The organism is Sulfitobacter faviae, assembly GCF_029870955.1.
GTDB classification, from domain to species: Bacteria; Pseudomonadota; Alphaproteobacteria; order Rhodobacterales; family Rhodobacteraceae; genus Sulfitobacter; species Sulfitobacter faviae.
Map to the genome: position 1 here is coordinate 62,077 of NZ_PGFQ01000005.1, position 24,789 is coordinate 86,865.

28 protein-coding genes and 2 pseudogenes are annotated in these 24,789 nt (G+C 58.9%); 17 read left to right on the plus strand and 13 right to left on the minus strand.

Going from position 1 to position 24,789, the window contains the following annotated elements; translation table 11 throughout:
* Positions 1-111: 111 nt before the first annotated feature.
* The 5 genes and pseudogenes from CUR85_RS19025 to CUR85_RS19045 form a co-directional block, all read right to left on the minus strand.
* On the minus strand, positions 112-996 hold the full coding sequence (locus CUR85_RS19025) for a tetratricopeptide repeat protein (RefSeq protein WP_280323158.1): 885 nt from the start codon (positions 994-996) through the stop codon (positions 112-114).
* Complete coding sequence (ccmI, locus tag CUR85_RS19030) at positions 996-1,268, minus strand: c-type cytochrome biogenesis protein CcmI (protein ID WP_280323159.1); 273 nt, start codon at positions 1,266-1,268, stop codon at positions 996-998. The genes CUR85_RS19025 and ccmI overlap by 1 nt, the downstream gene beginning before the upstream one ends.
* Positions 1,265-1,735, minus strand: coding sequence for a cytochrome c-type biogenesis protein (locus CUR85_RS19035; RefSeq protein ID WP_009824475.1), 471 nt, complete (start codon positions 1,733-1,735; stop codon positions 1,265-1,267). The genes ccmI and CUR85_RS19035 overlap by 4 nt, the downstream gene beginning before the upstream one ends.
* Positions 1,732-2,298, minus strand: a complete 567-nt coding sequence (locus tag CUR85_RS19040; RefSeq protein ID WP_009824474.1) for a DsbE family thiol:disulfide interchange protein — start codon at positions 2,296-2,298, stop codon at positions 1,732-1,734. Before CUR85_RS19040 ends, CUR85_RS19035 begins: the two co-directional genes overlap by 4 nt.
* A gap of 2 nt (positions 2,299-2,300) precedes the next feature.
* A pseudogene (locus CUR85_RS19045) lies at positions 2,301-4,300 on the minus strand (heme lyase CcmF/NrfE family subunit).
* A 196-nt stretch (positions 4,301-4,496) separates the two neighbouring features.
* On the opposite strand from CUR85_RS19045, the gene CUR85_RS19050 reads away from it, so the two are divergent.
* The 8 genes from CUR85_RS19050 (at position 4,497) to CUR85_RS19085 (ending at position 11,945) form a co-directional block, all read left to right on the plus strand.
* On the plus strand, positions 4,497-5,042 hold the full coding sequence (locus CUR85_RS19050) for an EF-hand domain-containing protein (protein ID WP_043847211.1): 546 nt from the start codon (positions 4,497-4,499) through the stop codon (positions 5,040-5,042).
* A 39-nt stretch (positions 5,043-5,081) separates the two neighbouring features.
* Positions 5,082-5,549, plus strand: coding sequence for a rhodanese-like domain-containing protein (locus CUR85_RS19055; protein WP_043847215.1), 468 nt, complete (start codon positions 5,082-5,084; stop codon positions 5,547-5,549).
* Position 5,550: 1 nt separating this feature from the next.
* Positions 5,551-7,002: a multicopper oxidase family protein gene (locus CUR85_RS19060; RefSeq protein WP_043847217.1), complete on the plus strand. Its 1,452-nt coding sequence runs from the start codon at positions 5,551-5,553 to the stop codon at positions 7,000-7,002.
* A gap of 70 nt (positions 7,003-7,072) precedes the next feature.
* Complete coding sequence (locus CUR85_RS19065) at positions 7,073-7,216, plus strand: hypothetical protein (protein ID WP_009824469.1); 144 nt, start codon at positions 7,073-7,075, stop codon at positions 7,214-7,216.
* A 73-nt stretch (positions 7,217-7,289) separates the two neighbouring features.
* The gene (locus tag CUR85_RS19070; RefSeq protein ID WP_227512171.1) at positions 7,290-7,880 is read left to right on the plus strand and encodes a TVP38/TMEM64 family protein; all 591 of its coding nucleotides are present in this window, start codon (positions 7,290-7,292) and stop codon (positions 7,878-7,880) included.
* Positions 7,881-7,961: 81 nt separating this feature from the next.
* Positions 7,962-8,519: a ubiquinol-cytochrome c reductase iron-sulfur subunit gene (gene petA / locus CUR85_RS19075; RefSeq protein WP_009824465.1), complete on the plus strand. Its 558-nt coding sequence runs from the start codon at positions 7,962-7,964 to the stop codon at positions 8,517-8,519.
* A 122-nt stretch (positions 8,520-8,641) separates the two neighbouring features.
* Positions 8,642-10,987 carry a heavy metal translocating P-type ATPase gene (locus tag CUR85_RS19080; RefSeq protein WP_043847221.1) on the plus strand — a complete coding sequence of 782 codons (2,346 nt, stop codon included), beginning with the start codon at positions 8,642-8,644 and terminating at the stop codon, positions 10,985-10,987.
* Positions 10,988-11,072: 85 nt separating this feature from the next.
* Entirely contained in the window at positions 11,073-11,945 is an 873-nt protein-coding gene (locus tag CUR85_RS19085) for a cation diffusion facilitator family transporter (RefSeq protein WP_276153439.1), read from the plus strand.
* A gap of 117 nt (positions 11,946-12,062) precedes the next feature.
* Here the strand turns inward: CUR85_RS19085 and CUR85_RS19090 are convergent, their stop codons facing one another.
* On the minus strand, positions 12,063-12,704 hold the full coding sequence (locus tag CUR85_RS19090; RefSeq protein WP_280323160.1) for a Crp/Fnr family transcriptional regulator: 642 nt from the start codon (positions 12,702-12,704) through the stop codon (positions 12,063-12,065).
* A 137-nt stretch (positions 12,705-12,841) separates the two neighbouring features.
* Between CUR85_RS19090 and CUR85_RS19095 the strand changes: the two genes are divergently transcribed.
* Positions 12,842-13,225, plus strand: a complete 384-nt coding sequence (locus CUR85_RS19095; protein WP_009824461.1) for a hypothetical protein — start codon at positions 12,842-12,844, stop codon at positions 13,223-13,225.
* Positions 13,226-13,338: 113 nt separating this feature from the next.
* On the opposite strand, the gene lgt is transcribed toward CUR85_RS19095, so the two are convergent.
* Positions 13,339-14,223, minus strand: coding sequence for a prolipoprotein diacylglyceryl transferase (gene lgt / locus CUR85_RS19100; protein WP_280323161.1), 885 nt, complete (start codon positions 14,221-14,223; stop codon positions 13,339-13,341).
* 393 nt (positions 14,224-14,616) lie between these two features.
* Here lgt and CUR85_RS19105 point away from each other — a divergent pair, with 393 nt between their 5' ends.
* The 7 genes and pseudogenes from CUR85_RS19105 to CUR85_RS19135 all read left to right on the plus strand — a co-directional run bounded on the left by CUR85_RS19105 (position 14,617) and on the right by CUR85_RS19135 (position 18,640).
* Positions 14,617-15,348, plus strand: coding sequence for a DUF3047 domain-containing protein (locus CUR85_RS19105; RefSeq protein WP_236629003.1), 732 nt, complete (start codon positions 14,617-14,619; stop codon positions 15,346-15,348).
* Positions 15,349-15,675: 327 nt separating this feature from the next.
* A pseudogene (locus CUR85_RS19110) lies at positions 15,676-15,729 on the plus strand (hypothetical protein); the annotation flags it as partial.
* Between the two features lie 52 nt (positions 15,730-15,781).
* Entirely contained in the window at positions 15,782-15,895 is a 114-nt protein-coding gene (locus tag CUR85_RS19115; protein ID WP_233152357.1) for a multicopper oxidase domain-containing protein, read from the plus strand.
* Positions 15,896-15,921: 26 nt separating this feature from the next.
* Positions 15,922-16,473: a hypothetical protein gene (locus tag CUR85_RS19120; protein ID WP_280323211.1), complete on the plus strand. Its 552-nt coding sequence runs from the start codon at positions 15,922-15,924 to the stop codon at positions 16,471-16,473.
* Positions 16,470-16,760 (plus strand): multicopper oxidase domain-containing protein, encoded by a 291-nt coding sequence (locus tag CUR85_RS19125; RefSeq protein ID WP_280323162.1) that lies wholly within the window; start codon positions 16,470-16,472, stop codon positions 16,758-16,760. Before CUR85_RS19120 ends, CUR85_RS19125 begins: the two co-directional genes overlap by 4 nt.
* A 169-nt stretch (positions 16,761-16,929) precedes the next feature.
* Positions 16,930-18,174, plus strand: coding sequence for a sialidase family protein (locus CUR85_RS19130; protein ID WP_093743753.1), 1,245 nt, complete (start codon positions 16,930-16,932; stop codon positions 18,172-18,174).
* Between the two features lie 196 nt (positions 18,175-18,370).
* On the plus strand, positions 18,371-18,640 hold the full coding sequence (locus tag CUR85_RS19135) for a hypothetical protein (RefSeq protein WP_167356449.1): 270 nt from the start codon (positions 18,371-18,373) through the stop codon (positions 18,638-18,640).
* Between the two features lie 505 nt (positions 18,641-19,145).
* Here CUR85_RS19135 and merA read toward each other — a convergent pair.
* Genes merA through CUR85_RS19160 form a run of 5 tightly spaced genes read right to left on the minus strand, consistent with a single transcriptional unit; the run spans position 19,146 to position 23,193 of the window.
* Positions 19,146-20,597 (minus strand): mercury(II) reductase, encoded by a 1,452-nt coding sequence (gene merA, locus CUR85_RS19140; RefSeq protein ID WP_280323163.1) that lies wholly within the window; start codon positions 20,595-20,597, stop codon positions 19,146-19,148.
* Positions 20,598-20,656: 59 nt separating this feature from the next.
* Positions 20,657-22,006 carry a dihydrolipoyl dehydrogenase family protein gene (locus tag CUR85_RS19145; protein ID WP_280323164.1) on the minus strand — a complete coding sequence of 450 codons (1,350 nt, stop codon included), beginning with the start codon at positions 22,004-22,006 and terminating at the stop codon, positions 20,657-20,659.
* Entirely contained in the window at positions 21,990-22,430 is a 441-nt protein-coding gene (merF, locus tag CUR85_RS19150) for a mercury resistance system transport protein MerF (RefSeq protein WP_280323165.1), read from the minus strand. Before merF ends, CUR85_RS19145 begins: the two co-directional genes overlap by 17 nt.
* A gap of 37 nt (positions 22,431-22,467) precedes the next feature.
* Positions 22,468-22,773 carry a heavy-metal-associated domain-containing protein gene (locus tag CUR85_RS19155; RefSeq protein WP_093743749.1) on the minus strand — a complete coding sequence of 102 codons (306 nt, stop codon included), beginning with the start codon at positions 22,771-22,773 and terminating at the stop codon, positions 22,468-22,470.
* Between the two features lie 12 nt (positions 22,774-22,785).
* Positions 22,786-23,193, minus strand: coding sequence for a mercuric transporter MerT family protein (locus CUR85_RS19160; RefSeq protein ID WP_208597590.1), 408 nt, complete (start codon positions 23,191-23,193; stop codon positions 22,786-22,788).
* Between the two features lie 96 nt (positions 23,194-23,289).
* Between CUR85_RS19160 and CUR85_RS19165 the strand changes: the two genes are divergently transcribed.
* A complete protein-coding gene (locus tag CUR85_RS19165) occupies positions 23,290-23,691 on the plus strand; it encodes a MerR family transcriptional regulator (protein WP_093743748.1) in 402 nt (133 codons plus the stop codon).
* 69 nt (positions 23,692-23,760) lie between these two features.
* On the opposite strand, the gene CUR85_RS19170 is transcribed toward CUR85_RS19165, so the two are convergent.
* A complete protein-coding gene (locus tag CUR85_RS19170; protein WP_093743747.1) occupies positions 23,761-24,753 on the minus strand; it encodes an arsenic resistance protein in 993 nt (330 codons plus the stop codon).
* Between the last annotated feature and the right edge of the window lie 36 nt (positions 24,754-24,789).

The following is a 24,789-nucleotide window of genomic DNA, read 5'->3' on the forward strand; positions in this document are numbered from 1 at the left end:
ACTACCCACGAAATAGTCTGTGACGACGGCCGGACCGGATGGGCTTTCGATTAAGCGCCAAACCTTGATCCTGCCTCACATTCACCTGCACAGCGACGGTCGCCCACGCCACTACGGGCGCAACCGTTCCAACGCGCTTTGCACGGCTTGACGGCGCGGGTCATCTCCCGGCACCTCCGACAACAGGATTTCAGCGTGTTCAAACGCCGCGATTGCCGGCGCGGTATCACCCAGAACCGAATAGGCATTGCCAAGCCGCATCCATCCATCAAGATCGTCAGGCTCATCTTCCAGCCGCGTGGCCAGCCGTTCGACCATCGAGCGGATGAAATCCTGTCGTTCCTCCACACTCATGTCCTGCGCGTTTTCGATGTCTTCCTGTGTCGGGCCGGACGCACTGGTCTTCGGGGCATAGTCGGCCAGCGAGATCGGAGCCTTGCCGATCTTCGCGCCAATCCGGTTGGCTTCGCCAACAAAGCTTTCCATCCACGGGAAAAACCTATCCGCATCGTCCAGCCGGGCCACCAGCGTTTCGTGAGCCCGAGCCTCATCGCCCTTCTGCTCGAGCGAGACTGCCTTGAAAAAGGCAGCACCGGGATTGGAAGGATCCAGTTCGTACGCCCGATCAATCGCGGTGTCCGCTTCAGGTGTCACCACACCTTGCTCTGCGTAGATCAGAACCTCGGCCAACATGGAGAAGACGGCGGAATCGGCCTCCGGTCGTTGTGCGACAACTCTATATGCATCGGCTGCATCCGCATACCGGCCCATTTTCGAATAGGTTTGCCCCAGCAGCATCCAGCCTTCCGAAGGCCCGCCTTCGGGGTCTGAACTGAGCCGGACGTACAGACGATCTGTCAATTCGGCGATTTCCGCCGCTTCCTGCCGTTCAGTGGCACGTTCGGCAAAGGCGACACCTGGGATCTCTGGCGAGCCCATTGCGGAGTAATATCCAAAAGCGAAGACCGGCACGAACACTGCGCTCAGAACGACCATCAAGCGGCCCCTGCCGCCGGTTTCCCATCTGACAGAACGGACCGGCGCGACTGCACGAGGATCCGTCTCTTGATCTCCTGCTCCGCCGCCGTGGCCTCGGTGTCGGAAATGACACCGCGCTCAAGATCCCGCCGAACCTCATCCAACTGATCCATGAGGACCGCATCCGTGGCGTCAGCCGGGACGGGTGTCCGCGACGACCGATGGCGCAGCGGCAGGCCCATGAAAAGCAGACCTACAACGGATAACAGGGCGAAAACCAACCAGATCATGAACCGTCCTTTGAAGCGTTCTCTTCAATGAAACGCGCAATTTCCGCTTTTTCGTCATCGGAAAATCCCGTTGCGGCAGCCCTGCGCCGGCTTCTCGAAATGACGGTCCAGCCGACAAGCAGCGAAACAAGCGCAAACACGAAGGGCGCCATCCAGAGCGCGAGAGTGGCGCGATTCAGGGGCGGGCGCATCAGGACATAATCGCCATACCGGGCGTGGATGTACGCGATGACCTCCTTGTCGCTGTCACCGGCAACAAGCCTTTCGCGCACCAGTATGCGCAGGTCCCGCGCAACCCCGGCGTTGGAGCTGTCGATGTCCTGATTCTGGCAGACAACGCAGCGCAGTTCCCGTGATATTTCACGGGCGCGTTGCTCCAGTACAGGATCCTGCAACATCTCGTCTGGCTCGACCGCCAAGGCCGTCACCGGAAGCAGCAGGAGGAAAGCAAATGCGATATACCTCATCCGTTCTGGCCCCTTGCTAACGCGCCAGCCTGGATCAATGCTTCCCTGAATGTGGAAATCGCCGTTTCGCCCACGACGGGGCCGACATATCTGAACAACACCGTCCCGTCAGAGCCGACAATGAATGTTTCAGGTACGCCCGAAAGGCCCCATTCAATCCCCACTCTGCCGCTCAGATCAGACCCGATCCTTTCGTAGGGATTGCCAAGCTCAGCAAGCCATTTAGTCGCATCCTCCGGCTTGTCCTTGTAATTGATCCCGAACAACGTCAGCCCGTCCTTTTCGACCATCTGGGTCAGAACCCCGTGTTCGGCCCGGCAGGGCACGCACCACGAGGCAAACACGTTCACGATGACCGGTCGCGGGTTCCCGACCAGATCGGCGCGGGAAAGCCCTGGCGTCTCCAACCCGTCGACAGCGGCCAGATCGAATTCGGGTGCCGGCTGCGAGATCAGAACCGAAGGAATGTTGTTCGGGTCCCGGTCCGGGTTCAAGCCCCACAGAAAAAACCCCCCGAAAATGGCCGCGATTGCCAGCGGAATGAATGCCAGTATACGTCCCATGCCTACTCCGCAGGAAGTGCTGCGGGCGCTGTCGCCTTGCGACGGGGTGCCCCGACGCGCAACCGCCGGTCAGACAGCGAAAGACCCCCACCAAGCACAAGCATCGCCGATCCGATCCAGATAAAGTTGACCAGAGGTTCATACAGGATGCGCAGGGTCCAAGCCCCTTGCGTGCTCTCGTCCTCGGCGGCCGGATTTGCGATGGACGCATAGAGATCACCGGCCATTGTCGATCTGATGGCGCTCTCTGTGGTGGTGGTTTGCGCGACCGGATAGGTACGCCGCTCCGGGAAGAGATCGGTGACATAGTTCCCCTCCCGGGCCACACGAAGCGTGCCACGATCCGCGAAGTAATTTGGCCCACGCACACGTTCGGCCCCCTCAAAGGTGACATCGAACCCACCAATGCTGACCTCTGTACCGGGCCGGACAAAGATGATTTCCTCGGATTTCCAGACCGTCGAGCCGATAAATCCGAACATCGCCATCGCGAGCCCCGCATGAGCCAGTGTCATCCCATGAGAGGATCTGGGCAGGTTGCGTGCACGGCGCACCGATTCCGGGAACGGTGCCTCAAACAGCTTTATGCGCATCGCCCATTCCCGCAGGGTTGAGAAAAACAGCCAGAATGCAAGCATCAGCGACAGATACCCCAACACCGGACCGCCCTCGGCGAGATACCAGGTCACCAATGTCGCGAGCACGGCCAGAACGACCACGAAACGCAACCGCTGCAGAACGCCCGCCAGATCGGCACGTTTCCAGGACAGGTAAGGCCCCAGCCCCATCGCAAAGACGAGCGGCAGCATCACGGGAATAAAGGACGCATTGAAGAAGGGCGGCCCACCGACAGTTTTTCACCGCCCGTCGCGGCTTCGTAGAAGAGCGGGTACAAGGTGCCGAACAGCACAATGCCGGTGGCCGTGGCCAGCAGCAGGTTGTTCACCAATAGCCCCGCTTCCCGGCTGATCGGCTTAAACAGGCCGCCGGGCTCCATTGTCGGCGCGCGCCAGGCAAACAGAGCAAGGGAACCGCCGATCGAAACGGCCAGCAATCCAAGGATATAAAGTCCCCTTTCCGGGTCGACCGCGAATGCATGCACAGAGGTCAGCAGGCCCGATCGGACAATGAACGTGCCCAAGAGCGATAGGGAAAAAGTCAGGATCGCCAGAAGGATTGTCCAGCTTTTGAACGCATCCCGTTTCTCCGTCACGATTGCGGAATGCAGCAGTGCCGTGCCCATCAGCCATGGCATGAAACTGACGTTCTCAACGGGATCCCAGAACCACCAGCCGCCCCAGCCAAGCTCATAATAGGCCCACCAGGATCCCAGCGCGATGCCTGCGGTCAGGCTCATCCAGGCAGCCAGCGTCCACGGACGTACCCACCGTGCCCAGGCCGCGTCCACCCGCCCTTCGATCAGGGCGGCAACCGCGAACGAAAAGACAATCGAGAACCCGACATACCCGAAGTAGAGAAGCGGCGGGTGCATGGCGAGACCGACATCCTGCAATAATGGGTTGAGGTCCTGACCGTCGTCTGCCGGAGGGAAAACGCGGTCGAAGGGATTGGACGTCAGCAGCATGAAAGTCAGGAAACCGACACTGATCCAGGCCTGCACCGACAGCGTTCTTGCCTTCAGCGACAGAGGAATGTTCGATCCGAAGAGGGCGACCGCCGCACCAAACACCGTCAGGATAAGGGTCCACAGCAACAGGGATCCTTCGTGACTGCCCCAGGTGCCTGCCACCTTGAACAGCATCGGTTTGAGTGAATTGGAATTCTCCACCACGTTCTTGACCGTGAAGTCGCTTGTGACGAAGGCTTGCATCAGCGCCAGAAACGCGATGCCGACAAAGAAAACCTGACCGAACGAGGACCATCTGGCAGACTGCATCCACAGGATGTTTCCGCGCCCCGCACCGAGGATGGGCAGCACACTTTGAACAAGCGCCATGGCCAAGGCCAGTGCCAGCGCGAAATGACCGATTTCAGGTGTCAAAGGATCATCAGCCTCTTCAATGAATTCACTGGATCGACGTCTGTCTAGCAAATCGTCCGGCGAACTGTGAGTGGTTGCTTTGTCACCGTTTGTAACAGGATGCTGTGACAAATGATTACAAAACGGCCCGCGCTTGGCCTTTAATCAAAGCGCTATAACGCCAATGTATCTAGGGTAAGTCTGAAAGGAATGAGAAATGAAAAAACAAGAAATTATTGCGCTTGGCGTGGTGATCGCGGTTGGCATGGCGCAAACAGCATTTGCGGAATCCGACGGGGCTGCCGACAGCAAGCCTGACAGCGGGAATATGTCCGGCATGGCGATGGGCGATGGCGACAATCAGATGGGCATGATGGGCGGGGACATGATGCCGATGATGCGAAAAATGATGAAGATGCATGCCGCTATGATGGGTGGCCAGGGCAACATGATGGGAATGATGGATCGGGACATGATGTCGACAATGATGTCCGGTGGACAGCCTCATGAAATGGCCGCGCAGATGTCCGAAAAAATGCGGGAGTTCGATGCGAATTCCGATGGAGCGTTGACACTTGACGAGTTCGAAGCCTTGCATATGGACGCAATGCGCGCGCGCATGGTAGATCGCTTTCAGCATCTCGATGCGGACGGTAACGGCCAGATCTCTCAGGACGAGATGGAAGATGCCGGTACACGGATGAGCAAAATGAACGGTACTTCCACCGGAACGGACATGGAAGGTCATCATGACAGCGAATAAGGGTCAAGCCTGCGGCACTCAGCTTGATGGGGGCAAATTATGGCCTTCTTTCTGACGCGCCGCGGCGCAAGCCTTGCGATGTTGGCCAGTTCCGTTGCACCTTTCTCGGCTGTCGCCCAGACCGCCGAGGTCTGGTCGGCGGACATGGCAGCAGATGCGCTGCAACAGGACCTGATCCGGATGATCGACGTTCGGTCGCGACCGGAATGGACCGACACCGGCGTTGCCGACGGTACCTGGCCCATCAGCCTGCATGAGGACCGTTTCGCCGAGCGGCTTTTTGCCGCCCGGGAACGGGCCGAAGGGCGGCCTGTCGCGCTCATCTGTGCGACAGGCGGGCGGTCTGGCCGCGTCATGCGAAGTCTTCGGCAGGCTGGCTACAGCGGCTTTCTTGACGTATCCGAAGGCATGCTCGGTTCTGCCGCCGGACCGGGCTGGATCGCGGGCGGTTATCCGGTCGTCAGTGTCGATATGGCTCTGGCGGCGCTGCCAGAGGAATTGAGTTGAAGTGAAACTGTTGAACCGTCGAGAACTGTTGGGCCATGCCGCAGGCTTTGGGGCTGCATTTGCCCTGCCATCGGCTGCATTCGCGGCATCGGACAAGAGGCTCGCGTATCCTCCCCTTCTCGATGCGACGACATCCCGGCTTTTTCAGCTGGAAGCCCGCACGGGCGAGACCCGTTTTGACGACGGTGCCGCCAGCGAAACGTTCGGCTACAACCAGGGATACCTTGGCCCGACGATCCGGGTGCAGGCCGGGGTCGAGACACGGGCAGAGGTGCACAACACGCTTGGCGAGCCGATGTCGGCGCATTGGCACGGGTTGGTTGTTGCCGGTGAGTTCGATGGCGGACCACATCAGGCCATCGCACCGGGAGACACCTGGAAGCCGGTGCTGGACCTTGACCAGCCCCCGGCAACGGCCTGGTATCACAGCCACATTCACGGCGCGACGGCACGGCAGGTCATGCTGGGGCTGGCGGGTGTTCTGCAGGTGACGGATGACGCGGATGACGCCCGTGGATTGCCATCCGCCTACGGGGTCGATGATCTGACCCTTGTATTGCAGGACCGTCAGTTCAACTGGCGCGGACGCCTGAAATACGATCCCGGCATGCACCAGTCCATGAACGGGTTTCAGGGCGACACAATGGTTGTGAACGGTCAAATCGGCGCGTCGGCAGCGGTTCCGAAGGGGATCGTGCGGTGCCGTGTCGTCAACGGCTCGAATGCGCGGGTTTACCGCCTGTCCATGTCTGACAGCCGGTCGCTTCATCTCATCGCGACAGATGCCGGATTTCTGGATCGACCGATTGCGCTGAACCGCCTGACCCTTGCACCAGGAGAGCGCGCAGAAGTGCTTGTGGATTTCACAAGCGGGCGGGACAGTGTTTTGAAGTCCGACGATATCATTAATTCGGCCATGGGCGGAATGATGGGCGGCGGCGGTTCCGGCAGTCCATTCACCGTGCTGCCTTTCGCTGTCGACACAACCCTTCCGGTTCGCATCGACGCCCTGCCCGGCTCTCTGGACGGGCAGTTGCCTGATCTTGCGGTCAAGGACGCGCCAGTCCGACGTCTGTCACTGGATATGTCGATGGGCATGGGGATGATGTTCTCGCGGTCCGGTAACCGATTTTCGATCAACGGCGCGTCATACGATTCGGGAACGCTCAATTTTTCCACCAAACTCAACAGCATCGAGCGTTGGATTGTGCGTGGGGCCATGATGATGCACCCGTTCCATGTTCACGGCGTCCGGTTTCAGGTCCTGTCGGAAAACGGTACGGCACCGCGTGCAGAGAACAGGGGTTGGAAGGATACGGTACTGGTGGATGGTGAAGTGGAGCTTGCGATGAAATTCGAAAAACCTGCCTCAGCGGCTGCGCCCTACATGTATCACTGCCACATTCTGGAACACGAAGACGGCGGCATGATGGGGCAATTCAGTGTTGCTTAGCGCAGAAATCCCTTTACCCTCCGCTGACAGGAACCTTTAGGGGAATCCTATTCCTCGATAGAGGTTTGAGATGAAAACCGAATTGCACATCAAGCGGCTGACCCTCGCCGGCGGGCTGTTGATCGTCATCTCTGCGCCTATGCATTTCATCTTGCCCGAGCAAAGACCAATTGTCTTCGCAGCTCTCTTTCTTTTGGTGCTCCATGCCGCTTAGCAAACCGCGCCTGCATCGGGTTGGGCTATGGTTGGTGGTTGCGCTTGGCGTACTTTTGATAGCCATATGGGCAATGGGATATGGCCCGGCGATAGCCCGCGAGACTATCGAGGTCTGGATAGAGCGGGCCGGCGCTTTGGGACCGTTGCTCATCATCGTGCTCATGATGGTTTCGATCGTGGCAAGCCCCATTCCAAGTGCACCGGTCGCACTGGTGGCAGGCGCGGCGTATGGTCATGTTGCCGGAGCTGTCTATGTCGCCATCGGGTCGGAACTGGGTGCACTCGTGGCATTCATCATCGCCCGCTATATCGGGCGCGACCACGTTGAGCGCTGGCTTGGGGATAAGGCCGGTTTCGGGTTATTGGGCTCTCAAAATCTGTTGATGTTGACGGTGTTCGCGTCTCGCCTCTTGCCCTTCATCTCGTTTGACGCAATGAGCTACGCTGCCGGTCTCAGCCGCCTGCGCCTTTGGCGGTTCCTGATCGCAACTCTGGCAGGCATTCTTCCAGCCAGTTTCCTGCTCGCGCATTTCGGAGCAGAGGCCATGTCGGGAGATTTCGGCACTGCTGAGTGGATCATCATCGGTCTTGGATTGATGACTGCCGCACCGTTGCTGGTCGCAGCGCTCTGGCGAACAAATCGGTCAACCAACGCTTCCTAAGTCTGTCAGCAAAAATGAAAACCGTGATTGCCTACTTTACCATTGACCTTCCCCCACAGGAAGCTGCGACCGTGAATCGCTATGGATACACAAACACCACAACTCCGCCGGGATTTCCTGTACTACGCCACCGCCGGAACGGGCGCGGTTGCCGTAGGGGCTGCGGTCTGGCCATTGCTCAATCAGATGAACCCATCCGCCGATGTCCGCGCGCTGTCCCAGATCCGCGTCGATATCTCCGGTGTGGAACCCGGAACGCAATTGACTGTCAGTTTTCTCGGCAAGCCGGTGTTCATCCGGCACAGGACCGACGCGGAAATCGCGCAGGCCCGTTCGGAAGATGTGCTTTCCCTTCCTGATACCGTCGCCAGAAATCCCAACATATCCGGAGATGACCTGGCCACCGATGCAAACAGGGCAGTGGCGGGAAATGAGAATTTCTTGGTCATGATAGGCGTTTGCACGCATCTGGGATGTGTACCACTTGGTGACGGAGCCGGCGATTTTGGTGGTTGGTTCTGTCCCTGTCATGGCTCCCATTATGATACAGCAGGACGCATTCGAAAGGGTCCGGCACCGGAGAACCTGCATATTCCCACGATGTCGGTTTCGGAAGACATGATACTGACCCTGGGCTGACAGGAGCTTCGCGCATCGCGAAGGCCCATACAAATTCATACGCAGCGTTGTCGGAAGAGTCTTGACCCTCCAGTAACTGGAAGGGTTATGTGTTCAATTGTCTTGAAAACGGGAATTAGAAGATGGCCACGGACCAAGAACATCATCACGACATGACGCGCACCTCGACCGCATCAGACCCAGATACAGCGACCGACCCGGTGTGCGGCATGACCGTCGAGATAGACGAAGACACGCGCAGTGCCGAGTATGATGGAGAGGTCTTTCATTTCTGCTCGGAAAACTGCGAAACCAAGTTTGGCAAAGACCCATTTTACTATGCGTCGGGAAACGCCCAAAAGACACCAGCACATGGCGAGGCCGGTACGCAATGGACCTGCCCGATGCATCCGCAAATCCTGAAGGATGAGCCCGGGTCCTGTCCGATCTGCGGCATGGCGCTTGAACCGATGCTTCCATCGGACGAGCCGTCAGAAGAGTTGTCCGATTTCACAACACGCATGTGGATCAGCGCGGCAGCCGCCGTTCCGCTGGTTATCCTGACGATGGGTGAACTGGTCGGCCTACCTGTGCGGGAATGGATCGGACATCAGACGGCTGTCTACATCGAATTCGTCCTCGCAACCCCGATCATTCTCTGGGCGGCTCTTCCCTTCTTCAAAAGGGGGTGGGAATCGATCAGGAATATATCGCCGAACATGTGGACCCTGATCGCGCTTGGCGTCGGGGCTGCCTATATCTATTCGCTTGCCGCAACATTCCTGCCCGGCATTTTCCCCGAAGCGTATCGAAACGGCCAAAGCGTCGGGACATATTACGAAGCTGCGGTTGTGATCGTTGCGCTGATCTTTGTCGGTCAGGTGCTCGAGTTGCGCGCCCGCGAACGGACGGGTGATGCCATCCGTGCATTGCTCGATCTCGCACCAAAAACGGCGCGGCGGATCCTGCCGGACGGGACGGAATATGACGCACCTCTCGAACACATTGTTGAGGGTGACAGGTTGCGGGTACGCCCCGGCGACAGCATACCCGTCGATGCCGAGGTCCTCGAAGGGCATTCATCTATCGACGAAAGTATGATCACCGGAGAGCCGTTGCCGGTCGAGAAAACACAAGGCGACCGGGTCACAGGCGGCACGATCAACAAGAACGGCACATTGGCGATCCGGGCCACACAGGTCGGTGCGGACACGGTCCTGTCCCAGATCGTGGACATGGTGGCAGGTGCAAAGCGGTCGCGCGCGCCGATTCAGGGTCTGGCGGACCGGGTATCGTCCGTCTTTGTTCCGACGGTTGTCGTCATTGCGATCATATCCTTCGTTGTCTGGCTGTTCTTAGGGCCCGATCCCGCGCTCGCCTTCGCTGTTACTGCAGCCGTATCCGTTCTTATCATTGCTTGCCCCTGTGCCTTGGGCCTTGCGACGCCCATTTCGATCACAACGGCGGCGGGCCGCGGGGCACAGGCTGGCGTTCTGATCAAAGACGCCGAAGCACTGGAACGCATGGCGCGTGTCGATACCGTCATCGTTGACAAGACCGGAACACTCACCGAAGGGCGCCCCAAGCTGACAGACGTGGTGCCCACGGGGGACAAGGCTGAAAATGACCTGCTGACAATGGCTGCGGCCCTCGAACGGGGCTCCGAACATCCGCTGGCCGAAGCAATAGTCGAGGGTGCGCTGGCACGGGGGCTGACGCTTCCGAACGCAACGGAATTCGAAGCCGTGACTGGCAAGGGCGTGAAAGGCATGGTCGATGGCCAGGTCGTGGCACTTGGGAATCCCGCCATGATGGCAGAGATCAACGTTGACGCTTCGATTGCGGAATTTGCTGCGGACGACCTTCGTGAATCTGGAAAGACAGCAATGCTTGTGGCGATAGATGGCACTTTTGCCGGCATTGTCGCTGTTGCCGATCCCATCAAGGAGTCCACGGCAGACGCCATCGATGACCTTCATCGCCTCGGTCTCAGGGTCATAATGGCAACCGGTGACAATCAGAAAACCGCCGAAGCCGTCGCCGCAAAGCTGGGTATTGATGAAGTCCACGCAGGCGTCTTGCCCGAAGACAAGAAGGCATTGGTGGACTCCCTCAGACAAGAAGGGGCCCGGATCGCCATGGCAGGAGACGGCGTGAACGATGCCCCTGCCCTGGCGGCGGCTGATGTGGGCATTGCGATGGGCACCGGTGCCGACGTTGCCGTGGAAAGCGCAGGCATCACCCTTCTGGGTGGTGATCTTGTCGGCATCGTGCGTGCGCGCCGATTGGCAAAGGCAACGGTGCGAAACATCAAGCAGAACCTGTTTTTTGCCTTCGCCTACAATACCGCAGGTGTGCCCATCGCGGCTGGTATTCTCTACCCGTTTTTCGGCCTTCTTCTGTCGCCGATGATCGCCGCCGCCGCGATGAGCCTGTCTTCGGTCTCCGTCATTAGCAATGCACTGCGGCTGCGACGGGTACGGCTTTAGTCGCAAACTAAGGAGATAGATGATGGCAGGCGGACATCAGGGGCATATGCCGTCCGGCGGCAAGGGGCTGGCGATATCAGCCTAGTTGACCGGCATCTATTTTGTGATTGAACTGGCGATTGGCCTATGGACAGGGTCAATCGCGGTCATCTCCGACGCGTTCCATACCTTTTCGGCCGTGGGCGGTGTGCTGGTCGCCATTGTCGCGGCGCGTATGGCGTTGCGTCCGGCGGATGAAGAGCGGAGCTTTGGCTGGGCGCGCGCCGAAATCATCGGCGCCCTTGTGAATGGCGGCTTCTTGCTGGCCATGGCGGTTGTTGTCATCGCGATGGCTGCCATGCGCATGTCTGCGCCAATTGATCTTCCAACGGGTCCGATGCTGATTGCGGCTGCCGGGGGGCTCTTTACGGAGTTCATTTCGCTTGCGCTGATCTGGAAGCAAAGCAAGGAAGATCTGAACACGAAGGGAGCGTTCTGGCATATCATCCAGACCTTTGTTGGCAGTCTGTTGATCATCGTGACCGCCCTCGCAATCGAATTCACCGGGTTTCTGCTGATCGACCCGCTGCTTGGCATGGCGTTCGGGTTTGTCCTGCTATGGGCGAGCTGGGGATTGCTGAAAGAAGCGGCGCATCTTTTGATGGAAGGCACGCCTCCCGAAGTGAGTCTGCCTGAAATCAAACGTACCCTTGAAGAACTGCACGAGGTTTCCGATGTTCACAATATTCATGCCTGGGCGCTGACAAGTGGCAAGCATGTCTTCTCCGCGCATCTGCGTGTCACAGAGCAAGCAGATCAAGAAGAGGTCCTGCAAACCGCCTACGACATGCTGCGTAAGGACTTCGGGTTCTTTTTCGCAACTCTGCAGATCGAAACACGGTGCTTCGACGAAAGCGGCGCTGAGGCAATCGACCTTTCAGCGGCGAGCAGTAAGACAGGGCATAACGGCGATCTTTGAAAACAGGTCATCGTCGCGGGCAGCAATTCTCATTGTTATCGGGCAAGCGAAATACCCGCCAAGCTTTGCTACCGCACCTTTTGTTATCTCGAACCGGGCATGGTCCGGCTGATCCATTCAGGGGCGCAAATGATACGTTCCCCGGGTCGGATTTGCGATCCGGCCATCATTCACAAGCTTTCGCAAGGCCCGATAGGTGGCCTCGTGCGAAAGGTGCAGCGCGCTGGCAAAATCGACAACGGAGCTTTCAAGCAGGCCCGCCACCATACCGGCATAGACCCGTTCTTCTGCGCGGCGGATGCCTACGATCTCAAGCGCCTGACGTTGCGCTTGTATCTGCTGGGCCGCTTGCCGCGCATAGGCGCGTGCAAAATCCGGATCTGCAAAGGCAGACAAGACCGCCGCTTTGTCGATCTGTACAAACGCCCCAGCCTCCGCCACGACCGCATCGCAGTGGTATCTATCCGAAAACACCGATGCTTCGGCAAGGCTCATCCCGGGCTCGGCACGGTAGATGATAAATCGTTCGCCATCCGGGCCGACACGCTCAAGATGAACGCGCCCGCACTTAATAACATAAAGGCCGCAGGTCCGCGCGCCCTGACGAAAGACCGTATCCCCTGCGGCCCTCGTCAGCGGACGCAAGGCGGAGGGCGGTATGAGATTATAGGGTTCAGGCATCATATGATCCAAATCATATTTCAGGGTCCGATCAGGTACTAGGCTGAATCCGAATACACTCAGGAAAGGCTGGTCCATGCGACTGATACCCGTTCTCTTCGCTGTCTTGCTTGCGACACCCGTTACGCCGCAACAAATGCATTCATCCATGGGTCACGCGTCCGACGCCCCAGGAAACCGGCCAGTCCGCCTTCGCCGCATTGGCCGAAATAGTTGTGCTGCTCCAGGCCGATCCCGAAACCGATTGGGGCGCCGTCAATATCGACAAACTGAGGGACCATCTGGTCGATATGGACCTTTTGACACGAAAGGCAGAGGTCACCCGCATTCTGCGGCCCGACGGGGCACGGTTCGAAGTGCGTGGCAGCCCGCGTGTCCTGTCGGCCATCAACACAATGGTTCCCGCCCATGCACCGTTCCTTGCCGGTGAAACAGGCTGGAGTGTTGCGTCAGAAGAAATGGAGGATGGTGTCGCACTGATCGTGGGTGGCGATGGTGAACAAATACAGGGCCTTGGTTTCTTTGGTCTGATGACAATCGGTGTACATCATCAAGAGCACCATCTGATGATTGCGAAAGGACGCAAGCCGCATCATTGAGCACGCGCCCAAGGCTCATATGCGGACCCAGGCCGCAATGGTCACTTCGCCAACACTACGCTCGGATATTCACAAAGAATCTGATGTCGACACCAGATCCGCAGAATTAACCGTCACACGCCTGCGGACCATACGATCAGGGCCGCGCCAAGGATAATCATCGGCAACGACAGCAGTTGGCCCATTGTCAGCCCATAGCCCGCCCAATGAACCGCATGTCCAATCGGGTTGTCCTGCGTGACGAACTGCATATCAGGCTGCCGGAAGAACTCGACAAGGAACCTTGCGCTTCCGTATCCCGCCAGGAACAGGCCAGTAAGGCTTCCGGGAAAGCGCAGCCAACCGCGTTTCCAGGCCAGAAAGATCAGGACCGAGCCAAGCAGGATACCCTCCAGAAGAGCCTCATAAAGCTGGGACGGATGGCGGCCACACAGGCCCACGACGCCCGCACAGGACTGGGCCGCCTCGCCGGGGAATGCCACCGCCCAGGGCACATCGGTCGGACGGCCCCAAAGCTCGTTATTGGTGAAGTTGGCCAGCCGACCGAGGAAAAGACCCGGTGGTGTTGCAACAGCGAGCAGATCCGCCGTTGATAGAACGGGTGCGCCGTTGCGATAGCAAAAAAGCAAGGTGGCCACGACCACGCCGAAAAAGCCGCCATGAAATGACATACCACCCTGCCAGACCATGAAGATTTCGACGGGGTTCTGAAAATAGTACTGAGGTTGATAGAAAAGCACGAACCCCAGCCTGCCCCCCACGATCACGCCCAGAATGATCCATGTCAGCAGGTCTTCCAGTTGCTTGGGTTGCAGCGGCGGCGCCCCGGCCCCCCAGACTGACGAAGAGCGGACCAATGCGACACAGATGCGCCAGCCGATAAGGAGGCCAACAATATAGGCCAGCGCATACCAACGCAGGGCAAAGCGGAACGATCCGATATCAACGGCAAAAATCTCTGTTCCGATGTCAGGAAATTGGATAATCGAAGTCAGCATTCTTTGTTACCTTTGCCTGTTTCACACAAGGCCACATTTTGTTTCCCGCAACGGACGTTGGCGCGTTCAACCCTGTTGTCCCCAGCCCAAAGCGCTGTGGTGAATGTGCCATCCTTGCGTGCGGGAGTCGGTTCCGTTGAACCAGAGATGACGCACATCGCCACCCGCGTCCATGTGTTCAGGCGCTTGTATCCCATGAGTTTTGTACTTGTTTGTAACGGTTGGAAGCTCCGCCGCCTACTGGATCCGTCCGTCGCGGGAAATCAGCCGATCAAGGTCGCGCTCCATGATCTGAATTCGCTCCCGCGTCCTGCAACGACCATTGCGCAACCACATCTATGATCACGGATATGTTCATTGAAGTTGCGCGCGCCCGGCACAATTCAACGGATCATGACGGCACATAATGGTGATAACCGGGATCAAAGCAGGACCAGCGGCATCGCAAAAGGAGTTCAGATGTTTATACGGTCCCTCGCAGCGACACTTTTCATCGCTTTTGTTGCATTAGCTGCAAACGCCCCGCCCCTCTATGCGCAAGGAAAGACAATTCCATTCGATGGAAGCTGGAAAGAACAGGGCCTCTTGCGGCTCTTTTCGAACGAGTACGGCCTGCAAGGTCGGCGGCTGGACGTGATTTCCGATGGCACGGTTTCGGTTCTCTGGCGTCCGGTCAGCGCAGCCCTTGGCACCGCAAAGGCAGCAATGTGGGAATGGTCCGTCACGCAGGGTGTTAAGGGAACCGACCTCACACGGCGCGGCGGCGATGATCGCAATCTTGCTTTGTACTTCATATTCGTCGATCCGCAGACCGCAAGCACGCTTGGCCGAACAACGGCGCGCAAATTGCTGCGTGATCCCAATACGCGGGCGCTGGTTTATGTCTGGGGTGGCAATCATGCGAAAGGCGCATTGCTGAACAGCCCCTACTCGACGGGTCTCAAATCGAAAATTCTGCAAACGGCGCAAACCGGCAACTTCACCGAGAATGTGAACCTGGATCGCGATTTCGTGCGTGCGTTCGGGGACATGCCAAAGGTTCTGGTCGGTCTTGCGGTGACAGCCGACAGCGATGATACCGACGGAAAGATCCTTGCGGCCATTCAGGACCTGCAGATACGTTAGGTGCTCTCCGGTATTCCGCCAAACCTGGGCGCCAATCTGCAATGTATCAATATATCTCGCCGGGACGCCCTTCCGCAACGGTGGGGGATGTGGGTTGCAGGCCCCAGAAACGGAATACACGGAAACCCATGCTTAAGCGTCTTCAGATGATGGTTGCGCTTGGCGCAGCCACGCTCCCCCTGCCCCTGAGTGCGGCTTCGGTGCCTGTCACCCTGACGCCCGGCCTTCACCCGGATCGGGTCGCGGGACATTGCAATGCTTGGATTCAATGGCACCTGTCCCGGCCCCGAAATCAGACAGCGCTAGAACGATATTCTGCGGGCGCGGGTGGAAAACGGGCTGGAGGACGGGACCCTCGTACACTGGCATGGCATTCGGTTGCCCAACGCGATGGACGGCGTAAACGTGCTGACACAGGATGTCATCATCCCGAATGAGGGTTACGAGTACCGGTTTCCGGTTTCCGGTTCCCGATGCCGGAACCTACTGGTATCACTCCCACTACCTTTCCTACGAACAGGTCGCCCGCGGACTGTTCGGCCCCTGATCGTCGAAGAACCTGCCCCGCCAGACGTGGATCAGGACATCACGGCCATCCTCTTCGACATTCGGCTTGATGACACCGGCCAGTTCGACATGGAATTCGACCGCGCTGATTTCATAACAGCAGGTAGGCTGGGGGACTTGATGACCACCTTCCTGTCGTCTGAGCAGGCGCGGCTGGGGGATCACATCCGGTTGCGTCTGATCAATCCGACACCGGATCGCATTTTCGAGATACGTATCGACGGGCTGACGGGCTTTTGTGTGGCCTATGACGGGATGCCGCTGCCCGAGCTGGTTTCGCTGGGCAATCTAAAACTCGCACCGGCGCAGCGCATCGACATCATCGCAGATGTGACGGGTGATGTGATCCTAAGAGAAACCGTGCCTTCGGGTGGCGAGGAACTGGGGGGCATTATGTTGAACGGTCAGCGACAAATCCGGTCTGCGCCGATAGCTCCCCTCCCCGCGAACCTCGTGCCCGCGCCCGGAGAGATCACGCAAACGGCAGATCTCTTCATGCAAGGCGGTGCCGGGGACGGCGCGCACGGCGGGTTCGGGGCTGGGCCTTCAACGACGTGAGCGGTCTGCCGAACAAACCGCTGATTTCGGCAAGACGTGATGAAGCAGTGCAGGTGCGGATGGTGAACGACACTGCTTTTCCGCACGGTATCCACCTGCATGGCCACCATTTCTGGGAAACCGATCAGAATGGTGCGCGAACCCACCTTCGCGACACGACCCTCGTAGCGCCGGGCAAGACGATGACGATTGTGTGCGTACTCGACAATCCCGGCGCGTGGATGCTGCACTGCCATATGCTGAGCCATCAGGCTGATGGCATGGCGACCTGGGTGCAAGTCAGCTGAGGTCGGAGCGGTGGTTGCGCCAACCGTTGACGCGAAGCTGTGCCACAACGGGATATCGCTCTTAACAACAAGCACAGGCCCGTCATACAAAAGTTTACATGGCACTCGCCAAAATTTGCCTATGCTCAGGTTGTGAATGACGCTGGTCTGATAATCGGAAAGGTGCGCAATGCCATCAAAAATCCATTCTGTTTTGAGTGTTGCGTATCTGTTTGCGGCCATGACGGCAAACATTGCCCTTGCCGAGCCGTTGGAGTTCTCCGACCTGGCCCCACCGGTCGGGAACAATGCGCAGGAACCCACCCTGTTCGCACTGCAAGATGATCGGGTCCTGCTGGGTTGGACCGAACCACACCCTGACGGGTTTGCGGTAGAATTGTCGGTCCTTGAAAACGCAGAATGGAGCGCGGCCCGCACTGTTACCGTGTCCGACGAACTCTTCGTGAACTGGGCCGATTTTCCGTCCGTTGTTGCGCTTGATGACGGTACCTTTGCGGCTCACTGGCTGTGGGAAAATTCCAAAAACGACTATGCCTATGACGTCAAGATCTCTCTTTCGCCGGATGAGGGCCTGACATGGAGCGCTCCGATAACGCCACATGATGATCGGTCGGTCAGCCAACACGGTTTTGTCACGCTCCAGCCGCTCGAAGACGGTTCCTTGATGTCTGTCTGGCTTGACGGACGCGCATATGACAAGCCGCTTTTCACCAGCGCAGCCAGCAACTACCCGGATGCCATGCAGTTGCGCGCAACCCGGATCACGCCCGAAGGCACGCGAACCGATGATGTTCTTGTCGATGCGCAGACCTGTTCATGCTGCCAGACGTCCGCCGCATCGCTGGACGATGGCACCGTCCTTGTCGCATACCGCGACAGAACAGATGCGGAAATCAGGGATATATCTGTCGTAAGACACCAAGGCGGCATGTGGTCAGAACCAACAAACGTCCACAATGACGGCTGGGAAATCTCCGGCTGCCCGGTCAATGGCCCCGCCATCGCGACCGCCAGCCAAACAGCCGCCGTGGCCTGGTTCACGGCTGCAAATGACAAGCCGGAAGTCAAGGTTGCGTTCTCTTCCGACGGCGGAAGGAATTTTGGCGATCCGGCGAAAGTCAGCCTGGGCATTGCTGCCGGTCGGGTAGATGTTCTCATGCTGGACCCTCAGACTGCGTTCGTGACGTGGGTCGAATGGGCAAATGAGAGCGAGGTGATCCTTGCTTGCCAGATCACAACCGGTCAGCAGTGTAAGGACCTGCAACTGATTGCGCGAAACAACGGCGCAGGTTCGGTCAACTTCCCGCGCACGGCGCGAACGAATGAAGGGGTTTACCTGTCGTGGACACAGCCCAGCAACTCGGATGATCCGGAACCGAGTTCGACTATACGCACGGTTTTCGCTTCCTATTGAAGGTTTCCGGACGAAAGCCGATGGTTCTTTCGCTTGGCTCACATCAGGAGTGGGTCCATCGATCACCGTCAACACGAATTGCATTTCCTGCAATAGGGCTACCGGCAAATGACGGTGATTTCTCATCCATAGTGACTGGTCTCTGGCCCGGAAATTGTAGCGTGCCACGCTTTTTCATGATCCCGGTCCCGAGCATATGACCCACCAGCGCTACCCAGGTAATGCCGGTGAAATTCAGAAAGAAAGGAAGACCTGCGACAGACGTAATGCCGCCGATGGCGAACACCCACAGGCCGAACCCCTAAATCGCCGAGGGCAAAAACCAGTTCGTCTGCCCCGCGATGCGGTGCCAAACTGGTCTAAAGACGAACAACCAACCGACGGGATAGCCAATCAGGCCAACAAGACAAAAATGTACGAAATATCCCGCGAAATCACCGCTCGGCAGACCAAGGCTGCCGAGTAAGCTCCTCGCTAGCCCGTGCGGTGACAACCGCGAAAAGCCCAAGCCCGGGCTGATGATCTGACCCAACAGATCGAACGCGACGGTTGCAAAAAAAACCTGCGACGAACATTAACCCTAATGTTCGGGCGTTGAATGCGGGTAGTGAACCTGTTGTGCGAGAATCAGTGTCAACTGTATTCATGGCGATTCTTTCTTTGTATTGCGGGCGATCAAATAGACAGGGGCTAATGTAATCACCAATTGTTGACCCAGCGACGTTCTCGGCAACTCCCGATCACTTTCCATCTTGATGAGATCGGTCTGTTTATGAACCCCGCCACAATAACCAACCTAATGACAAAACGATGGGATGTGCACTGCTGGCTCTAATATGTGATTATCCGTTACCGCCGTCAGCCTCCATGCCGAGAGAATGCTGACCGCCACAAGCACTTTGTGGCTTTGTACGCGCTGGTTCACAATGAGCGCTGCTTATGAGTCGGTGTCGCCGGAATTTCTCGTCTTTTCACCCCGCGCAGCAGCTGAGTTTGGCTACATCCTTGTCGAAGGTTTGTGCGGCGAGTTTCAGCCCTTCAACCGTGGTCAGATATGGGAAGATCGTCTCTCCAAGTGCCTTGGTGGTCATGCCGAATTTAAGCGCCATTGCCAGTGTCTGAATCGTGTCCGATCCCTCTGGTGCCGCGATCTGACCGCCCAGCAGGCGGTCGGTCTTGACGTCGGCCACCAGCTTAATCACGCCGCGGGTATCGCGTGCAGCGACGGCGCGGGGCACGTTGTCGAGCGTGATCACACTGGTTTTGACCTCGTGCCCCGCCGCCCTGGCCTCAACCTCCGAAAGGCCGACGCCGGCCACTTGCGGGTCGGTAAACACGACCCAGGGCATCGCCGCATTCTCATAGCGCATCGGCTCCACTCCAAGGGCGTTGTTGATCCCCACCTTGGCGCCATAGGCCGCCATATAAACAAACTGGTCACGGTCGGTGACATCGCCTGCCGCCCAGACGCCGGCCCGTGTGGTGGCCATGTCGGGGCCGACCTTGATCAAGCCGCGTCCGTCAGTCTCGATCCCAAGCTCTTCCAAACCAAGGTCCTGGGAATTGGCGATCCTGCCGGTGGTCACAACCAGCCGCTCGGCGGTCAGATCCTCGGTCTTGCCACCCCGTTCGACAGTCAGACTGACGCCGCCCGCAGCTTTCGCGACCGAGACGTAAGCAAGACCGGTCTCGACCGTGATGCCCTCGACCTTCAGCGCCTCCGTCAGCGCCTCGGTCACCTCCGGCTCGGCACCCGGCAGAAGGCGCGAGCGGGTCACTAGCGTGACCTTCACCCCCAGTCTCGAGGCCATTTGCGCCAGCTCGCAGCCGATATAGCCGCCGCCCAGCACGAGGATGCTTTCGGGCCGGTCAGGCAGGCTCAGAAGGCCCCAGGAATCAAGTGCTTCCACGGCGTCGATACCCTCGATCGCGGGCATGTGCGGGCGCGAGCCGGTGGCGATCAGGATGCGAGGGGAGGAAATGACCCGCTCGGTGACAGCGACTCCACCCTCGACCAATCGCGCCGGGCCTTCGTCGATATAGGTGACGTTCTCATAGGCGGGCAGCAGGTCGATATATTTCTTGTGCCGCATCTCCGCGACCAGATCGGCGGTGCCTTTCACCACGCCACCCCAATCCACGGCATGGGCGCAAGGCGAGATGCCCGGAAACCGGGCAGCGGACGTGCCACCGTGCACCGCTTCGGCGGCGCGGATCATTGCCTTGGACGGTACGCAACCGACATTCACACAGGTGCCGCCGATGGTGCCGTGCCCGATAAGCGCCACGCGCTTTCCGGCATCGGCTGCCGTGATCGAGGCAGAAAACCCGGCCGAGCCGGCACCAACGACAATGAGGTCATATTGGTCGCCGCTGACCTCTTTCGATGAGCAGCAATCCTTTTTCTTGACGGTCTGGTCCATGTCTTCTTCCTTGGCCTGCGACCGGACATCGCGACGGTCGCCCGGCCAAAATTCTGAAATTACACCATCGACCCGATGTCGGAGGCATAGCTCGGATAAGCGAAAATCATGGCCTTGATCTGATTGGCGGTCTGTCCGGTGCCCATGGCCATTGCGAGCAAGTTGATCTGTTCCTCGGATCCCGGCCCGATCAAATGCGCGCCGAGGATTTTGCCGCTGCCCTGTTCGACAAGAACCTTGAATCCGGTGTGTTTAGCGCCGACGCGCAGCGACGAATACCAGCCTTCGATCTTCTCGAATTGCACATCGAATTTCAGCCCCTGCTCCCTGGCCGCCGCTTCCGACAAGCCTACCGTGGCCACCATCGGCAGGGTGAAGACCACTGACGGGATCGGCGGGTATTTGATCTCCCTAGCGTCCTCTCCGGCGAGAAGATTTTTGCCTGCGATGCGCCCCTCTGCCGCCGATACGGGAGTGAGATTGAGGCCGCTGTCGGCGCAGTCGCCGGCCGCGAAAATGGCCGGGTTGGTGGTGCGCATCGCGTTGCTCACCTTGATGCCGCGGCGCGAGTATTCGACGCCAGCGGCCTCGAGGTTCAGCCCGTCTATGTTGGGCACGCGGCCGGTGCCATGCACCACCAGGTCGCAAGTGATCGTTTCGGTGCCGTCGGGACGTTCCACGGTGACCACGAATTCGTCGCCCTGCTTCTCGATCTTCGCCACCTTCGCATTGGTGCGCAGATCAATGCCAAGTTCCTCGGTGCCTTCGACCAGCATTTCGACCAGGTCGGGATCGAAATTGCCCAGGGGACGATCCATCATCTCCAGCACGGTCACTTCGCTGGCCCCGGCGCGCTTGACGATATGGGAGAATTCCATCGCGATGAAGCCACCGCCGACAAAGGCGATGCGGTCGGGCCGCTCGGGCAGTTCAAGAAACTCGGTGCTGGTGGTCAGATGCTCTTCGCCGGGAATGTTCAGCGTCATCGGCCGCGCGCCCGTGGCGATGTGGAAATGCTTCGCCGTCAGGGTTTCGCCGTTCAACTCGATCCCATCGGGGCCGGTAAACCGCGCCTCTCCGTGCAAGACGTCGATCCCGGCCTTTTCCAGCCCGCCTTCAATGCGAGGCGGCATGTTGTCGGTGAAGCTGCGCTTGAAGGCGATCATGTCGGGCCAGTTGACCGAAGGTTGCGCCTCCAGCCCCTTGCCCTTCATGTTTTCCGTCCATTCAACGCCCTCGGTGACCGCGATCAGCATTTTCTTGGGGTCGCAGCCGCGCAGGGCGCAGGTGCCGCCATGGGGCTCGCTGTCGATGCTGGCGACGCTCCAGCCGGCATTCGCCGCCATCCGGGCGACGCCATTTCCAGCAGTGCCGCCGCCGATCACGATGAGGTCATACGTCTTGGTCATACCTGTTCCTTTCCTTGTGCCAGCTTCTCTTGATCTGGCTCACTGCTGAACTGCCTGATTTTCTAAGCCAGAGCGCATATCCCGCCACCGCCAAAGCGGCGGCAACCGAGATCCGGAGAGCAAAGCGGAACTCCAGCCAGAACAGCAGAGCCGAAAGAACAACCGCCAAGCCGATGAGAAGGGCTTTCGGACTGTGCCCTGGTCTGCCGGCTTGCTGCCACAGGGCATATGCAACCACACTCAGCGAGGCAAAGAGCATCGGGAAAAGCGCGTAGTCGAACCAACCAACAATGGCAGAAAGTCCGAACCCGGCGACGATCAGCACTAGGAACGGCGTGAAGCAACAGATCGCCACAACGACGCTGCCGATGAGGCCGCGCCGCAAAAGGGTCGTGGGTTCATTGTTATTGTTCATGTTTGTCATGCTGTCTCCAGCTTCGGGTGCGGGTCGGCGAATGCCATCAGGAATCGCCGGACTCGACGATGTCCGCCGGATAGCCGGTGGCGCGGATTGCTTCGACGATCATGTCCTGATCGGCGGCCTCGTCATCAAAGGCGACGATGTAGGTGCCGGTGCCAAAGTCCTCTCCCTCCGTGAAGTCGATGATCTCGACCGAGGGAACGCCCCGCATGGCCACCGCCACCGTGTAGGAGCAGGTCGGGCATGTCAGTTCGCCGACCCCGATATTGATGCGCTGTTCGGCGGCGCTGGCGGGGAAAGTTGCGAGAGTTCCAACGACCGCAAGGGCAAGATGAAGTGACTTCATGGGTTCGGCCTTTCAGTAGGACAGAAGGTAAGGGGTGAGATAGGGAAAGATCATCGCGACGGCGACGATGGCGGTGGCAACCCAAAGAATGGATCGCATGAGTGTCCGGTTCATGGGACGCGCGCAGGTGCCATCCGCGCAGACTGCGGCCGGGATCGGACGGTAGGCCTTGTAAAATCCATAGCCGATAAAGGCGGCACTCAACGCGAAGGTGATCCATTTGTACTGGTAGAGAACGCCCAGCTGCGCAATGAACACGCCGGTGACGCCGAAGCTGACCAGCACCAGCGGCAGGATGCAGCATGAGGTCATGGCCAGCGCGCCAAGCGCGCCGAGCCAGGTTGTCGCCCATGCTTTTTTGTCGGCAGCCGCTGTTTCGTCCATTGCCGTCTGCCAGCCCGCGAATGTGGTCTCAGTCATGGTTCGAATCGTCCTTGCCTCAGTGATGATCTGAGACTAGGCTCTGTAGTTGATACAGGCTCAAGGGGGTATGGTGTGAAAAATCATCACAGATCGGTGAAGATCCTGAGGCGCGGAGATCTCGCCAAGCTGACCGGATGCAACCTCGAAACCATCCGCTACTACGAGAACATCGGCGTCATGCCCGAGCCGCCGCGCACGTCGAAGAATTACCGGGCCTATGACGAGAGCCATGTCGGGCGCCTGCGCTTCATCATGCGGGCGCGCGAGCTGGGGTTCACGCTGGACGAAGTCCGCGATCTGCTCGCATTGGTCGATGGCGGGGTCCAGACCTGCGGAGAGGTGCAGGGTCTTGCAATTTCGCATCTCGCCTCGGTCCGCGCCAAGATCGACGATCTCAAACGCATTGAACGCGTGCTGTCTTCCACCGTAGCGCAATGCACCGGTGACGATGTCCCTGAATGCCCTGTGATCGACGCGCTGACGGAGGTGACCTGAAGGGCCATAGTTGAGGACGCCCACGCATGTCAGCCAAGCGTACAATGGTGCCAGCGCCGTTGTTTGCGATCATTCGTTCCCCGCGGAGTCCTGCGTGTTCGCCGCGTGTTCGGGGACCAGATAGCGCGGCACGATCCACAGATAGGCGACCATGCCGAAGAGCTCGACGAGCGACTGGAAGACGATGACAACGGCCGCCACGTTCCACTCCGGTCTAAGCACCAGCACCAGCGGAAGTACGACGAAGGAGTTGCGGGTTCCGAGCGAGAATATGACCGTTCGTCGCCCGCTAGCGGGCAATCCGGCCGCCCGCCCGGTCGCCGCACCGAGAAGAGCTGCGGCGACGAGGTAGGCGACGTAGACGCCCGCCACCTGCGCCAGAACCGGCAGCGCATCCCTTACCGCGTCGACTTGCGAGGCCGCGATCAGGAACACCACGACAGCCAGAAGCGGAACCGGCAGCCAGGCGAGGCGATTTACTATCACGGCCCGCTCCGGGCGCGCCTCTGCCCAACGCTCCAGCAGGAAAGCCGCTGTGAGCGGCAGCAGGACAAGCGCCGCAAAGACGGCGGCAATGCGGTCGGCGGCGAGAAGCTCAAGGAATGCCTCGCCGAGAAAGAGCCAAAGGAAGAGCGGCAGACAGGCGAACTGAACCGCGAGGAGGATCGGTGTCGCGGACGCGGCACGCACCGCATCGCCGCGACCGAGATGGGTGAATGTGATGAACCAGTCGGTGCAGGGCACCAGCAGCACGACAAGCACCCCGAGCCGAAGCGCAGGATCGTCAGGCAGGAACGCGATCAGCCCCCAGACCAGCAGCGGCACCAGGACGAAATTGCCGATCAGCATGGTGCCGATGAAACGCCGGTCGCGCGTCGCGCGCGGCAGGTGCGCGAGCGGCATCTGAGCGAAGGTAGTGAAAAGCATAAGCCCCAGCACCGGCCACAGCAGTGCCTCGAACACCCCCGAGATACCGGGGGCGAGCGAGCCCAAGACCAGACCGGAAAGGATGGCAGCGAGGTAGATCCAGGCTTGATGGCGTTCGAGATTTTGCAGCTTCATGTCCTGCCCCTGCTCTTTCCGAAGGCAATCTTCAAG